Annotated in this window: 10 protein-coding genes and 1 pseudogene; 5 read left to right on the forward strand and 6 right to left on the reverse strand. The window is 67.3% G+C overall.

What is annotated here, in order from left to right; genetic code table 11:
- Positions 1-343 precede the first annotated feature (343 nt).
- Together BGO20_RS23530 and aroC are read left to right on the forward strand one after the other, a co-directional pair.
- Entirely contained in the window at positions 344-4,357 is a 4,014-nt protein-coding gene (locus BGO20_RS23530; RefSeq protein WP_291664348.1) for a Pls/PosA family non-ribosomal peptide synthetase, read from the forward strand.
- 73 nt (positions 4,358-4,430) lie between these two features.
- Positions 4,431-5,549 (forward strand): chorismate synthase, encoded by a 1,119-nt coding sequence (gene aroC, locus BGO20_RS23535; RefSeq protein WP_291664349.1) that lies wholly within the window; start codon positions 4,431-4,433, stop codon positions 5,547-5,549.
- On the opposite strand, the gene BGO20_RS23540 is transcribed toward aroC, so the two are convergent.
- Complete coding sequence (locus BGO20_RS23540) at positions 5,540-6,196, reverse strand: TetR/AcrR family transcriptional regulator (protein ID WP_291664350.1); 657 nt, start codon at positions 6,194-6,196, stop codon at positions 5,540-5,542. The two genes, aroC and BGO20_RS23540, sit on opposite strands and share 10 nt — an antisense overlap.
- A 66-nt stretch (positions 6,197-6,262) precedes the next feature.
- On the opposite strand from BGO20_RS23540, the gene BGO20_RS23545 reads away from it, so the two are divergent.
- Both BGO20_RS23545 and ribB read left to right on the forward strand, forming a co-directional pair.
- On the forward strand, positions 6,263-7,477 hold the full coding sequence (locus BGO20_RS23545; RefSeq protein ID WP_291664351.1) for a serine hydrolase domain-containing protein: 1,215 nt from the start codon (positions 6,263-6,265) through the stop codon (positions 7,475-7,477).
- A gap of 69 nt (positions 7,478-7,546) precedes the next feature.
- Positions 7,547-8,827 (forward strand): 3,4-dihydroxy-2-butanone-4-phosphate synthase, encoded by a 1,281-nt coding sequence (ribB, locus tag BGO20_RS23550; protein WP_291664368.1) that lies wholly within the window; start codon positions 7,547-7,549, stop codon positions 8,825-8,827.
- A gap of 8 nt (positions 8,828-8,835) precedes the next feature.
- Here the strand turns inward: ribB and BGO20_RS23555 are convergent, their stop codons facing one another.
- Positions 8,836-9,765 (reverse strand): histone deacetylase family protein, encoded by a 930-nt coding sequence (locus BGO20_RS23555; RefSeq protein WP_291664352.1) that lies wholly within the window; start codon positions 9,763-9,765, stop codon positions 8,836-8,838.
- Between the two features lie 226 nt (positions 9,766-9,991).
- On the opposite strand from BGO20_RS23555, the gene BGO20_RS23560 reads away from it, so the two are divergent.
- Positions 9,992-10,588, forward strand: a complete 597-nt coding sequence (locus tag BGO20_RS23560; protein WP_291664353.1) for a L,D-transpeptidase — start codon at positions 9,992-9,994, stop codon at positions 10,586-10,588.
- Between the two features lie 154 nt (positions 10,589-10,742).
- Here the strand turns inward: BGO20_RS23560 and BGO20_RS23565 are convergent, their stop codons facing one another.
- The 4 genes and pseudogenes from BGO20_RS23565 to BGO20_RS23580 all read right to left on the reverse strand — a co-directional run.
- The gene (locus BGO20_RS23565; RefSeq protein WP_291664354.1) at positions 10,743-10,952 is read right to left on the reverse strand and encodes a hypothetical protein; all 210 of its coding nucleotides are present in this window, start codon (positions 10,950-10,952) and stop codon (positions 10,743-10,745) included.
- A 203-nt stretch (positions 10,953-11,155) separates the two neighbouring features.
- The gene (locus BGO20_RS23570) at positions 11,156-12,535 is read right to left on the reverse strand and encodes an aspartate aminotransferase family protein (RefSeq protein ID WP_291664355.1); all 1,380 of its coding nucleotides are present in this window, start codon (positions 12,533-12,535) and stop codon (positions 11,156-11,158) included.
- A gap of 225 nt (positions 12,536-12,760) precedes the next feature.
- Positions 12,761-14,221 carry an amidase gene (locus tag BGO20_RS23575; protein WP_291664356.1) on the reverse strand — a complete coding sequence of 487 codons (1,461 nt, stop codon included), beginning with the start codon at positions 14,219-14,221 and terminating at the stop codon, positions 12,761-12,763.
- A 7-nt stretch (positions 14,222-14,228) separates the two neighbouring features.
- Positions 14,229-14,447, reverse strand: a pseudogene (locus BGO20_RS23580) (MarR family transcriptional regulator); the annotation flags it as partial.

The raw sequence follows: 14,447 nt of genomic DNA on the forward strand, positions 1-14,447 counted from the left end.
TGATCCGCCGGAGCGTCGTCGGGCGCGTCTCGAGGGATGTTCCAGAAGGCTCCGGCCGCATCGGGAACGCCTTTCGGGAAAGCCTTGCAAAGCTTCTCCGATGAGAGGGCACGGAGGGCGTGCCGCCGCATTCATCGCCGGTTCACGGGTGATTTGGCAGGGGGAATGTGCTAGCAGGGCCGCGTGGAGCGGCGGCTTGCCCGGCCGGGGGGCTCGACCGGATACTGTGGTCATCAGGACGACGATTCCGGGTTTCTTTAAAGGTGCGCGACAAGGTGCGAATGAAGGATGCGGAGGTCGAAACCTCCCGCCATCGGTCGGCCGTCGAGCGCAGCGGGGCGCCATGAACGATATGAGCAAGCTGTCGGTGGCGACGGACGCGGCGGCGAATCCGCTGGCCATGCTGGCCGGTGAGAAGCGCCCGGATCTGCTGCGCGACGAGGTGCTGGCCGAGATCTTCGCCGCGACCGTCGCGGAACGGCCGGACCATGCCGCCCTGACCGACGGCACCCGCCGGCTGAGCTATGCCGAGGTCTGGGCCGCCGCCGGGCGGCAGGCACGGGGCCTGCACCTCGCCGGCGTCGGGCCGGGCGACCTGGTCGGCCTGTGGATGCCGCGCGGCATCGACCTGCTCATCGCCCAGATCGCGATCACGCGCGCGGGCGCGGCCTGGGTCCCGTTCGATGCGGAAGCGCCGGTCGAACGCATCTCCACCTGCCTGAACGACGCCGCCGCCAAGGGCATCGTCACCTGCGCCGGCTGGACCGCGCGTGCCGAGGACACGGAGCGGACGGTGTGGACGCCCGAGGCGCTGGCCGCCGCCGCCGACGATGTCGAGCCGCCGGCCCGCGCGGCCGGGCTGACCAAGGACCACCCCGCCTATCTCATCTACACCTCGGGCTCGACGGGCACGCCGAAGGCGATCGTCATCAGCCACCGCAACATCTGCCATTTCCTGCGCTCCGGAAACGCCTTCTACGGCTTCGGGCCGGACGACATCGCCTTCCAGGGCGCCTCGGTCGCCTTCGACCTGTCGATGGAGGAGATCTGGACGCCTTATCTCGTCGGCGCGACGCTGTTCGTCGCCTCGCCCGAGATGATGGGCGATGCGGAGAAGCTGCCGACGATCCTGAACGAGGCCGGCGTCACCATCATCGACACCGTGCCGACACTGCTCGGCATCCTGCCCTCCGACGTGCCGTCGCTGCGCCTCATCCTGCTCGGTGGCGAGGCGCTGCCGCCGGCGATCGTGCAGAAATGGTCTAGGCCGGGCCGGCGAATCCTGAACACCTACGGGCCAACCGAAGCGACGGTCGTCGCGACCGCAGCCGAAGTCGTGCCGGGCGAGACGGTGACGATCGGCAGGCCGATCCCGAATTACACCGCCTACGTCGTCAACGAGGAGCTGCGCCTGGTCCATCCGGGCGAACAGGGGGAACTGCTGATCGGCGGTCCCGGCGTTGCCAAGGGCTATCACGGCCGCCCGGAGCTCACGGCCGAGAAGTTCATCGCCAATCCCTTCGGCGTCGCCGATGCCGACGATCCGATCCTCTACCGCTCGGGCGATGCGGTCAGCCTCGACGGCGACGGCAACATCGTCTTCCACGGCCGCATCGACGACCAGATCAAGATCCGCGGCTTCCGCGTCGAGCTGGGCGAGATCGAATCGAAGCTCGCCGACGAGCCGGGCGTGGCGCAGGCGGCCGTCGTTCTGCGCTCGGATGACGGCATCGAGCGGCTGGTCGCCTTCGTGGTGCCGGAGCCGGGCGTCGGCGTCGACGGGCCGGCGCTGAAGGCGGCGCTGCGCGAGAAGCTGCCGCCCTATATGGTGCCGGCGCATTTCGAGGCGGTCGGCTCGCTGCCGCGCATGGTCTCGGGCAAGGTCGACCGCAAGATGCTGAAGGCGGCGCCGCTGACGGCGCCGAGCGCCGATGGCGAGCAGGAGCCGCCGCGCAATGCCACGGAAGCGGCGCTGCTCGAAGCCGCCAAGCGCGTGCTCGGTGCGGCAAGCCTGCCGCTCGAGGCCGACTTCTTCGTCGATCTCGGCGGGCATTCGCTGCTCGCGGCGCGCTTCATTTCGATCGTGCGCGAGACGCCGACCTATGCCGGCATCACCCTGCAGGACGTCTACGGGGCCCGTACCCTGCGCGCCATGGCGGAACTGCTCGACGAGCGGGGCGCTGCCGCCAGCGAGGATTTGTCCTTCACGCCGCCGCCCTTCCTGCGTCGCTTCCTCTGCGGGCTGGCGCAGGCGGCGGTGCTGCCGGTCATCATCGGGCTCTCGACCGCGCAATGGCTCGGCGTCTTCGTCACCTACATGATCGTATCGGGCGAGGATCTCTCGCTCGCCGGGCAGATCGGCGCATTGCTCGGCATCTATGTCGCGATCATCGCCGTGACCGGACTCATCGCCATCGCGCTGAAATGGATCGTGCTGGGGCGGACCAAGCCCGGGGTCTATCCGCTCTGGGGCGTCTACTATTTCCGCTGGTGGTTCGCCGCCCGCGTCGCCAGCCTCGTGCACATCAAATGGCTGCAGGGCACGCCGGTGATGCGCTTCTACTGGCGCCTGCTCGGCGCGAAGGTCGGGCGCGACGTCATCCTCTCCGACTACGAGGCCGGCGCCATCGACCTGATCGAGATCGGCGAGGGCGCGAGCTTCGGCACCAAGACGACCTTCGCCAATGGCGAGGCCATCGGCGACAAGCTCGTCATCGGCCGCATCCGGATCGGCAAGGACGTTTCGGCCGGTGCCTCCGTCGTCTTCGGCCATGGCTGCATCGTCGGTGACCATGCCGAGATCGGCGACCTGACCTCGATTGCGCCGGGCACCCAGGTCGGCGAGGCCGAGATCTGGGACGGCTCGCCCGGCCGCAAGGTCGGCACGGTCGATCTCGCCGCACTGCCGCCGCAGGCCGAGGCCTCGCCGGCGCGGCGCGCGCTGATGACCGCCTTCTACGTGCTCATGCTGATCGTGCTGCCGCCGGTCAGCCTGCTGCCGATCTTTCCGGCCTTCTGGCTGTTCGACAGGATCGACTACTGGATCGCCGGCTGGACCGACATCAGCTATCTCTGGTTCCTGCCGATCCTGACCTGGCCGACCGCGATCGGGCTGATCGCCTTCACCGTGCTGCTGATGGCGGCGCTGCGCTGGGCGATCCTGCCGCGCGTCACCACCGGCTCCTATTCGATCCATTCCGGCTTCTACGCCCGCAAATGGACTGTGGCGCTGGCGACGGAAGTGACGCTGGAGACGCTCTCTTCGCTGTTCGCCACCATCTACATGCGCGCCTGGTACCGGCTGATGGGCGCGCGCATCGGCAAGGGCGCGGAGATCTCGACCAATCTCTCCGGCCGCTACGACGTCACCGGCATCGGTGCGGGCAACTTCATCGCCGACGAGGTCGTCTTCGGCGACGAGGAGATGCGCCGCGGCTATATGCGCCTGGCCGAGACGCGCACCGGCGAGCAGGTCTTCGTCGGCAACGACGCCGTCGTCCCGCCCGGCACCGTCATCCCGGACCGGGTGCTGATCGGCATCAAGTCGAAGCCGCCGGCGAACGACCGGATGCAAGCCGGCGATACCTGGTTCGGCTCGCCGCCGATCAAGCTGCCGACGCGGCAGAAAGTCGATCTCGGCGCCGACTGGACCTACAAGCCCTCCTTCGCCAAGCAATTCGGGCGCGGCGTCTTCGAGGCGCTGCACACCTCCTTCCCGTCCATGCTGTTCATCACCTTCGGCACGATCGCCGTCGACATGGTGCTGCAGCAGAAGATCAACGAAGGCGACTGGCTCGGCCTCGTCACCTCCTTCATGGGCGTCGCCGTCCTCATCGCCCTGGTGCAGGCGGTGATCTGCGCTGCCGTGAAATGGCTGATGATGGGCGTCTACAAGCCGGTGATGAAGCCGATGTGGTCATGGTGGGCGATGCGCACCGAGGCGGTCGCGGTGATGTACTGGGGCCTCGGCGGCAAGGTGCTGTTCGACTATCTGCGCGGCACGCCGTTCCTGCCCTGGTTCCTGATGCTGTTCGGCGCGAAATACGGCAAGGGCGTCTGGCTCGACTCGACGGACATCACCGAGTTCGACTGCATCAAGGTCGGCGATTTCTGCACGGTCAACGCCCATTCGGCGCTGCAGACCCATCTCTACGAGGACCGGGTGATGAAGGTCGGCCGGGTCAGGCTCGGCAAGGGCGTCTGCGTCGGGGCGGGCGCGACCGTGCTCTACGACACCCATGTCGGCGACTACGCCCAGATCGGCCAGCTTACGGTGATCATGAAGGGCGAGAACCTCCCGGCGCATACGCGCTGGGAAGGTGCGCCGGCCGTGCCGGCGAAAGCGGCCGCGCATTGAGGGGACGCGGTGGTCGTTTGACCGCCGGTCCCGGCACGGACTAAGACCTGCCCAGATTTTCGCGCAGGCTCCCATGTCGCACAACAGCTTCGGCCATCTCTTCCGCGTCACCACCTTCGGTGAGAGCCATGGCCCGGCCATCGGCTGCGTCATCGATGGCTGCCCGCCGCTGATCCCGCTGACCGAGGCCGACATCCAGGGCGATCTCGACCGCCGCCGGCCGGGCCAGTCGCGCTTCACCACGCAGCGCCAGGAGCCGGACCAGGTCCGCATCGTCTCCGGCGTCTTCGCCCGCGAGAGCGACGGCGTGCAGGTGACGACCGGCACCTCGATCGGGCTGATGATCGACAATGTCGACCAGCGCTCGAAGGATTATTCCGACATCAAGGACAAGTACCGGCCCGGCCACGCCGACTACACCTATGACGTCAAATACGGCATCCGCGACTATCGCGGCGGCGGCCGCTCCTCGGCGCGCGAGACGGCGATGCGCGTCGCGGCCGGCGCCATCGCCCGTAAGGTCGTCCCGGGCATGGTGGTGCGCGGCGCGCTGGTGCAGATGGGGCCGCACAAGATCGACCGCGCGAATTGGGACTGGGAGGAGGTTGGTCGCAACCCGTTCTTCTGCCCGGACGCCAAGGCCGCCGCCTTCTTCGAGAGCTATCTCGACGGCATCCGCAAATCCGGTTCCTCGATCGGCGCGGTGCTGGAGATCGTCGCCGAGGGCGTGCCGGCGGGCTTGGGCGCGCCGATCTACGCCAAGCTCGATGCCGAGATCGCCGCCGCGCTGATGAGCATCAATGCGGTGAAGGGCGTCGAGATCGGCGAAGGGTTCGGCGCGGCCGAGCTCTCCGGCGAAGAGAATGCCGACGAGATGCGCGCCGGCAATGACGGGCACCCGCTCTTTCTCTCCAACCATGCCGGCGGCATTCTCGGCGGCATCTCGACCGGCCAGCCGATCGTGGCGCGCTTCGCGGTGAAGCCGACCTCCTCGATCCTGGCGACGCGCGCGACGGTCACGCGTACCGGCGGAGAGGCGGAGATGTTCACCAAGGGCCGTCATGACCCTTGTGTCGGCATCCGCGCCGTGCCGGTGGGCGAGGCGATGGTCGCCTGCGTGCTGGCGGACCACTATCTGCGCCATCGCGGGCAGGTCGGCGTGATCGAGCCGCGCTGGCCGTTTCAGGAGTGAGCTGAAGCCCGGTATCGGGCAAGCTCCGCACCGGCGAGCCGGGCTATCGGGAGCAGATCTGCTTCGCTTGCACCGTCGCGCGCCTGCACCGTGAACCCCTGAATGAGGGCGCCATAGTAGCGGGCGAGGGCGTCGGCATCGATGTCGGGCAGAATCTGCCCCTCTGCGACCCCTCGCAACAGGCGCTCCTTGAACAGCGCGATGGTCGCGGCGCGATAATCCGCGACATGGTCGGCTTCGGCCCGGTTCTCCCGTGCACAGACCAGCAGCGCGGCGGAGATCATGCAGCCCGCCGGCCGGCCGGGTAGCGTGAATTCATGGGCTGACACGGCGAGAACCCGCTCAAAGGCGCGGATCACGTCCGGATCGGCCAGCGCTTCCTGCGTCAGATGGCCGATCTCGTCGCGGTACCAGAGAATGGCTTCGCGATAGAGCTCGGCCTTCGAACCGAACGCCGCGTAGAGGCTCTGGGGCGTGATGCCCATCGCCCCGGTGAGATCCACGATCGAAGCGCCTTCGTAGCCGAGATGCCAGAAGGCTTTTGCCGCCGCGGCAAGCGCCTCTTTGCGATCGAAAGAGCGCGGCCTGCCGCGAGGGCGCGAAACGCGAGGATCAGCATCCGGCATCGAATTTTTCACAATGATCACTCTAGAAATTCAGGCCGCTCTCGGGTATTCAGGAGCGATCGCTCTTTATATAGGAAGACCCCTCTCATGCGCAGCCTCCTTCTGGCGCTTTTCGGGCTTGTCTCAGGGTCCGCGCTGGCCGAACCATCATGCGATGTGGCTCTGCCCGCCCGGCTGGATGCGGTGATCGAGCGGGCGATCACGGAAAAGAGGCTTGTCGGCACGGTGGTGCTCGTCGCCCGCGACGGCCAGATCATTTATCGCCGCGCGGCCGGGCTCGCCGACCGCGAGGCGGGAAAGGCGATGAGCGAGAACGCGATCTTCCGCTTCGCCTCGGTGTCGAAGCCGATCGTCATGGCGGCGTTCATGCGCATGGTCGAGCAAGGCCGCTTCTCACTGAGCGACTCGGTCACGCGCTACCTGCCGAATTTCCGCCCACGCCTTGCCGATGGCAGCATCCCGACGATCACCCTGCACCAGTTGGCGACGCATAGTTCCGGCTTGAGCTATCGCCTGCTCGAGCCCGTCGGTAGCCCCTATCACGACCTCGATATTTCGGATGGGCTGGACCAGCCGGGCCTCACTCTCGCTGAGAACCTGCGAAGATTGGGGCGGGCGCCACTGGCTTTCCCGCCGGGGCAGGGCTGGCGCTATTCGCTTGGCATCGACGTGATCGGCGGCGTCATGGAGGCGGCAACCGGGGAGACGCTGCCGGCATTGATCGAGCGTCTCGTCACCGGCCCGCTGGGGATGGCGGATACCGGCTTCGGTGTCAGCGACACGGCGCGGCTGGCCGTTCCCTATGCGGATGGCAGTCCCGAGCCGGTGCGGATCAAGGATGGCGATGTCATCCCGCTCTTTGGAGGCGCGGTCCGTTTCTCGCCGAGCCGCGTCTTCGATCCCGGTTCTTATGCGTCGGGCGGGGCTGGCATGACCGGAAGCGCACCGGACTTCCTGCGCTTGCTCGAAGCTCTGCGCACCGGGGGAGCGTCAATATTGAGCCGCGGTACCGTCGAGAGGATGGCGGCACCGCAGATCGCGGCCGACGCGGCTACGCAGGGACCCGGCTGGGGTTTCGGCTATGGCTGGGCCGTGCTGGTCGATCCGAAGGCCTCCGGCACACCGCAATCCTCCGGTACGCTGCAATGGGGCGGCGTCTATGGCCATAACTGGTTCGTCGATCCCGCAGCGCGGCTCAGCGTGGTGGCTTTGACCAACACCGCCTTCGAGGGCATGTCCGGGCGATTTACGGTCGAGCTTCGCGACGCCATCTATGGCCCCGAGGCATGCCGACGGAACTGAATTTCAGTTGTACTGAAAGTTGTCGGCAGCTTCATTGTCATTGAAATGGGGCTGCCCTATATCTCGGGCATGAAGCTCGACGCCTGGCTCCGGCAGAACAAGATCGCGCGCAGCGCCTTCGCCAAGCAGGTCGGCCTGTCGCCGGCCAGCGTGACGGCACTGTGCAACGATCCGGCTGCCTGGATCTCGCGGGAAAGCGCCGAGCGTATCGCCGCCGTCACGGGCGGTTCCGTTACCCCGAATGATTTCCTCGGCCTGTCCGGGCCGCGCGAGGCTGCCATGTTCAACAATGTCACCGAGACCATCGAAGCCTTCGCCCGCGGCGAGATCGTCATCGTCACCGATGACGACGATCGCGAGAACGAGGGCGACCTCATCGTCGCAGCCTCGCTCTGCACGCCGGAGAAGATGGCCTTCATCATCCGCAACACCTGCGGCATCGTCTGTGCGCCGCTGACGGCGAGCGAGGCGCGGCGCCTGCGGCTCGATCCGATGGTGTCCTCGAACGACGCGCCGCTCGGCACCGCCTTCACCATCACGGTCGACGTCAAGCACGGGCTGACCACCGGCATCTCGGCCGAGCAGCGCACCAACACCGTGCGCGCGCTTGCCAACGGCAATATGGGCGCGACTGATTTCGTCCGGCCTGGCCATGTCTTCCCGCTGATCGCCAAGGATGGCGGCGTGCTGATGCGCTCGGGCCATACCGAAGCGGCCGTCGACCTGTGCAAGCTCGCCGATCTTCCGCCCGTCGGCGTGATCTGCGAACTCGCCAATGACGACGGCACGGTGATGAAGGGCGCGCAGATCAGCGCCTTCGCCGAAAAACACGGGCTGAAGCAGATCACCGTGGCGGACTTGATCGCCTATCGGCAGCTGCGCGAGAAGCTGGTCGAGCGGGTGCATTCCTTCCCGGTGAAGACGGCCTATGGCGAGATGACCGGGCATGTCTACGTCACCCCCTTCGACGACACGCAGCATTTCGCCTTCGTGATGGGCAAGCTCGGCGATGGCGAAAAGGTGCCGGCGCGGCTGCATCGTGCCGATGTCGTCGCCGACGTGCTCGGCGGGGCGGGCTCGATCCAGTGCGCGCTCCGGCGCTTCCAGCAGGACGGGCGGGGCGTGCTGATCTATCTGCGCGACGGCACGGCCGGCGTGCCGATCAAGAGCGTCGAGGACGCGGGTTCCGACGCGCTGCGCAGCCAGCAATGGCGGGAGGTCGGGCTCGGCGCGCAGATCCTGCGCGATCTCGGCGTCGCGTCGATCGTCAACCTGGCGTCGTCGCCGCGCTCCTTCGTGGGCTTGAGCGGCTTCGGCATCGAGATCGCCGAGACGCAGCCTCTGGAGTGACGCGGCGCTCAGGCGCCCATCAGCGCAGCGACATGGGCGGCGGCCGATTTCGCCAGCCCGTCGAGGTCATAGCCGCCTTCGAGAACCGAGACGATGCGGTTGCCGGCGTGGCGCTCGGCGATCTCCATGAGCTTCCTGGTGGCCCAGGCGAAATCGGCCTCGCGGAGGTTGATGTCCGCGAGGGGGTCGCGCCAATGCGCGTCGAAGCCGGCCGAGACGATCACAAGCTCGGGCTGGAACGCTGCGAGGCGCGGCAGGATGCCGATCTCGAAGGCGTCGCGGAATTCGTCGGAGCCGTCGCCGGGCGCAAGCGCGACATTGACGATGTTCCCATGAATGCCACGCTCGGAGGGGGCGCCCGTGCCGGGATACAGCGGCATCTCATGCGTCGAGGCATAGAGGACGCTGGCGTCGTCCCAGAAGATGTCCTGCGTGCCGTTGCCGTGGTGAACATCCCAGTCGACGATCGCAACCCGCTCCGCCCCGTGGATCTGGCGGGCATGGCGCGCGGCGATGGCAGCATGATTGAAGAAGCAGAAGCCCATGGCGCGCTCGCGCTCGGCATGGTGTCCGGGCGGGCGGGTCGCGACGAAGGCGGAACGCGCCCTGCCGCTCATCACCTCGTCGACCGCCAGAACCGCACCTCCGACCCCGCGCAGCGCCGCCTCCAGAGTGCCGGGAGACATGGTCGTGTCGGCATCGAGATGCGCGAGACCTTCCTTGGGGGCCGCGGAAAGGACCGCTTGCAGATGAGCGGGCGAATGGCAAAGCGCGGCCTGCTCGAAGGTGCCGAGCGGCGCCTCCAGCCGAATCAGCGACGCGAAACGCTCGTCCTCGAGGGCGCGCTCGACGGCACGGAGACGGTCAGGGCGTTCCGGATGGCCCGCCGGCGTGAGGTGGAGCAGGCTGGCTGGGTGGGTGATCAGCAGGGTCGTCAAGGGCAGTTATCCGATCGCAGGGGCATTCCACAGTAAAACCGTGTCCACTTTGCCACGCTTGTGGCGAGAGCGTCTGCAGGCGGCGGAACAAGATTGCGCCATGGCGGTTTGGAGCCTAGTCCTGCCGACCATCGCCTCCCGAGCCTTGCGGCCGCCTGCCGGCGATACGAAGCGTTAACGATCGATTCATCATATTGGCTGCCTTAGGGTCGCGCGGGTGGAGGCTATGAAGAAGACCGTTTTCGTCGCTCTGGCCGTGTCGGCGCTGCTCGGTGCCTGCCAGTACAAGAGCGTGAGCGCGCCGGCGCTGTCGGCCCGCGATGCCGAATATATCGCGCTGGTTCCGAAGTTCGACACCTATCTGCCCTATCTCCCCTACGAGATCGCCGATCCGACCGGCGAGCCTCCCGGTACGATCTATATCGATACCAAGCAGAAGTTCCTCTACCTCGTCCTGCCGAACAAGAAGGCGATCCGCTACGGCGTCGCGACCGGCGACGAAGCCTATGGCTGGACCGGCGAGGCCGTGGTTCAGCGCAAGGCGGAGTGGCCGCGGTGGACGCCGCCGGCCGAGATGGTGAAGCGCTGGCCGCATCTGAAGCCGGTCGCCGGCGGCATGAATGGCGGGCCGGAGAACCCGCTCGGCGCCCGGGCGCTCTATCTCTATCAGAACGGCCACGACACGCTCTATCGCATCCATGGCACCAACGAGCCCGAGACGATCGGCCGCTCGGCGTCGTCTGGCTGCATCCGGATGCGCAATATCGATGTGATCGATCTGTTCAACCGCGTGCCGGTCGGCGCGAAGGTGGTCGTCGTCTGAAGCCCCCACGCCCTCGCGAACTCGCGCGGCGGGTGCCATCGGCATCCGCCGTTTCTGTTCGAAGCCTGCAAATGCGCAGAAAAAGACCGGCGGGAGAAGCTCCGCGCCGGTCAGGTATTGGGTCTAGAAAGCGGGTCTCGAATAAGAGGAGGTTTCAGTCGTCGAAACCGTGTCGGAGTACGCCCGGCAAAGCCGTCTTGCGTGCCCCTTCCGTATCCTTCAACGCCTGAGGGCTGCGCCTGGTTCCGGCCGCGACCGCCTGAATCGCGATAGGGCGAAAGTGCGATGCGTAGGTCTCACGCGCCGTGGCATCGTGAAAACCTCTCCGGGCCTGCGTCTGCGAACGCGCGTCGAGATGGATCATGGCTCCTGACTTCGCTGATTGTCCCGTGCCGGCCGGGTCTCTCCTGCCGACAGTTGCGAGGTTGACGGGCAATCGGGTCTGCCACAGGGCGCGATCGTGATTTGTTCGTGGCGGCGGCGCAGCGCCTCGCCACATTGCTGAACGAAACGAAAAGAGCCGGATGCGCAGCATCCGGCCCGTCTCTTGCCGTTGCAGCCAGGATGTCAGGCGGCGAGCAGCCCTTCGGCCTTGGCCCAGGCCAGGGTCTTGTCGAGTGCACGCTCGGCGCGGTCGAACATCTCCTCGATTTCGGCCTCGTTGATGACCAGCGGCGGGCAGAAGGCGAGGCGATCGCCCATGGCACGGGTGATCAGGCCTTCCTGCAGCGCAAAGGAGACCGCCTTCGCGCCGACACCCCTCTTGGTCTCGAAGGAGGCCTTGGTCCGCTTGTCCTTGACCAGTTCGGCGCCACCGATCAGGCCGATGCCGCGGGCCTCGCCGACGAGCGGATGCTCGGCGAGCTTGTTCAGGCGCCTGAGGAAGGTCGGCTCGACCTTGGCGACGTGATCGACGATCTTCTCGCGCTGGTAGATTTCCAGCGTCTTGACCGCGATGGCGCAGCCGACCGGGTGGCCGGCATAGGTGTTGCCATGGCCGAAGGTGCCGATCTTGCGGCTCTGGTCGACGAGAACGTCATAGATCTTGTCGTTCATCATCACGGCGCTGAGCGGGAAATAGGCCGAGGTGATCTGCTTGGCGCAGGAGATCGAGTCCGCCGCCATGCCGTAGGTCTCGGTGCCGAACATCTTGCCGGTGCGGCCGAAGCCGGTGATGACCTCGTCCGAGATGAACAGGATGTCGTATTTCGCCAGGACGGCGTTGATCTTCTCGAAATAGCCGTCGGGCGGGGTGATCGCGCCGCCGGCGCCCATCACCGGCTCGGCGATAAAGGCGGCGACCGTGTCCGGCCCCTCGCGCAGGATCATCTCCTCCAGCTCGGCCGCCAGCCGCGACGAGAAATCCTGCTCGCTCTCGCCCGGCTCGGCAAAGCGGTAGTGATGCGGGCAGGAGGTGTGCAGGATGCCCGGCAGCGGCAGGTCGAAATCGATATGGTTGTTGGGCAGGCCGGTCAGCGAGGCCGAGGCGACGGTGACGCCGTGATAGCCCTTGAGCCTCGAGATGATCTTCTTCTTCTGCGGGCGGCCGAGCGCATTGTTGAGATACCAGACGATCTTGACCTGGGTGTCGTTGGCGTCGGAGCCGGAGGCCCCGTAGAAGACCTTGGAGATCGGAACCGGGGCGATCTCCTTCAGCTTCTCGGCGAGCTCGATCGCCGGGTCGTGGCTGCGTCCGCCGAAGATGTGGGTGAAGGGCAGTTTCTTCATCTGCTCGGTGGCGGTCTCGATCAGCTCCTGGTTGGAGTAGCCGAGGCCGGTGCACCAGAGACCCGCCATGCCTTCGATATATTCCTTGCCGGCGGTGTCGTAGACATAGATGCCTTTGCCGCTCTCCAGCACCAGCGGGCCGGTTTCGCGATGAGTGGCGAGGTTGGTGTAGGGATGAACGAGAGTCTCGATATCCCTGACGGCCAGATTCGACAGCATGTTGGGCTCCCGGTCCCTGTTTAAGATATTGACCACTCTAAGCCGACGTGCCCGCAAATGTTGAGCGATTTTGACGCGGGGGGCGGCAGACTCTGCTGCAGGGCGCCCGGAATTGTAAGAGCCATCTTCGCCGGGCTTCAGGCGCGGCGGGAGACACCGTCCGCGCATGAATTTCGCGCGGTCGGCCGACGATGGGCTGCGTGCGTCCGGTCTTGCTCCCGCGCGTCAGCCTAGCGGCGGCGGCACGAAGCCGCCGCCGCGCTCCTCGATCATGGCGCCGACGGCGATTGCCGTGCGGTCCTCACCGAAGGGCGCGATGATCTGGACGCCGAGCGGCAGGCCGTCGCGCGAGCGCATCACCGGGGCGCAGAGCGCCGGCAGATCCGCGCCGGTCGCGGGCGCGGCCCAGAGCAGGAAATCGAGATAGGGCCGCTCCTCGCCGTTCACGATCAGCCGACGAGCATGGATGTCCGGCCCGTGGTCGTGCGGGATCGCCGCGACCGGCGCGGGCGGGCAGAGCACGACGTCGTAGCGGGAGAAGAAGCGTGCCCATTGCCGCTTCTGCGCCAGCCGACGCTGGGCGAGCTGATGATAGAAGCCCGGCGTCATCCGGGCGCCGCGGGCCTGCAGCGCCTGATGTGAGAGATCGTTTGGGCTGTAGCGCGCGGCCTGCGCCTGGATGCGAGCGCGGATCTTCGGCGGCAGGCCATAGGCGACGACGGCATGGTTCAGCAGCGCATAGACCTCAAAGGCTTCGGCGAAGCCGACCGAGGGCCGGGCCGTTTCGTCGATGACGGCACCCGCCTCCGCGAGTTTGCGGGCCGCTTCGCGCACTGCCGCCGAGACCTCGCGGTCGACCGGGGCGAAAGGGTCGTCGGCCCAGAGTGCGACGCGCAGGCCCCGTGCGCCCGTGCTGCGCGGCGGCGGCAAGGAGGGGGCAGGGCGGACCGCATCGCGCGGCCCGGCGATCACCGGAAGGATCAGGTCGAGATCCTCGGCCGCGCGGGTGATCGGACCGGCGACCATCAGGTCGACATTGCGCGCCGTGCGCCGCTCGGGCGGCGGCGGGATCGCGCCCCATGTCGAAACCAGTCCCCAGCTCGTCTTCAGGCCGAAGACGCCGCAGGCATGGGCGGGCCAGCGGATCGAGCTGCCGAGGTCGGAGCCGAGTTCGAAGGCGCTCATCCCGGTCGCGACGGCGACGGCCGCGCCGCCCGAGGAGCCGCCGGATGAGCGCGCCTCGTCCCAGGGATTGTTGGTCACGCCATGGGCCGGGTTGTAGCTCTGGAAATCGCCGGAGAAGACCGGGACATTGGTCTTGCCGAGGATGACCGCGCCAGCGGCGCGCAGTCGCGCGACGGCCGCCGCATCCTCGTTCGGAATGCGCTCGCGATAGGCGGGCAGCCCGCCCGAGGAGGGCAGGCCGGCGACGTCGAAGGCGTCCTTGATCGTGATCGGCAGCCCTTCGAGGGGGCGGGGGCTGCCATTGGCGATGCGTTCGTCCGCTGCCTTCGCCGTGACGCGCGCCGCTTCGCGGTCCTGCGCGACGACGGCATTCAGGCGCGGGTTCAGCGCGTCGATGCGCTCGAACGTAGCTTCCAGAAACTCGGCGGCACTGAAGCGGCGGGCGAGAAGCGCCGCGCGCAACGCGGTGGCCGAGGCCGTCAGGTCGATGGGTTCGGGCATGGCGACCTCACTCGGGCTCCTGTCCGGCATCGGCGGCGCGAGCGAGATCGCGCCACTGCACCACGAGCCGGTCGAGCTCCGACAGGTCGGTGGGCGCGAGCTTGCCCAGCGTCTTCGAGACGAAGTCGCGCTGGATGGCGATGCCGGCTTCGGCGAGCCGGCGCCCCTCGGCGGTGAGATGCATGGCGTAGGAGCGCCGGTCGCCGGCAATCGCGCGGCGCTCGAC

The organism is Allobosea sp. 67-29, from assembly GCF_001898115.1.
Taxonomy (GTDB): domain Bacteria; phylum Pseudomonadota; class Alphaproteobacteria; order Rhizobiales; family Beijerinckiaceae; genus Allobosea.

Coding starts and splice junctions, on each gene's coding strand:
- BGO20_RS23575 (WP_291664356.1), bottom strand. CDS start 14,221: ATGCCCGAACCCATCGACCTGACGGCCTCGGCCACCGCGTTGCGCGCG.
- BGO20_RS23530 (WP_291664348.1), top strand. CDS start 344: ATGAACGATATGAGCAAGCTGTCGGTGGCGACGGACGCGGCGGCGAAT.
- aroC (WP_291664349.1), top strand. CDS start 4,431: ATGTCGCACAACAGCTTCGGCCATCTCTTCCGCGTCACCACCTTCGGT.
- ribB (WP_291664368.1), top strand. CDS start 7,547: ATGAAGCTCGACGCCTGGCTCCGGCAGAACAAGATCGCGCGCAGCGCC.
- BGO20_RS23570 (WP_291664355.1), bottom strand. CDS start 12,535: ATGCTGTCGAATCTGGCCGTCAGGGATATCGAGACTCTCGTTCATCCC.
- BGO20_RS23545 (WP_291664351.1), top strand. CDS start 6,263: ATGCGCAGCCTCCTTCTGGCGCTTTTCGGGCTTGTCTCAGGGTCCGCG.
- BGO20_RS23565 (WP_291664354.1), bottom strand. CDS start 10,952: ATGATCCATCTCGACGCGCGTTCGCAGACGCAGGCCCGGAGAGGTTTT.
- BGO20_RS23560 (WP_291664353.1), top strand. CDS start 9,992: ATGAAGAAGACCGTTTTCGTCGCTCTGGCCGTGTCGGCGCTGCTCGGT.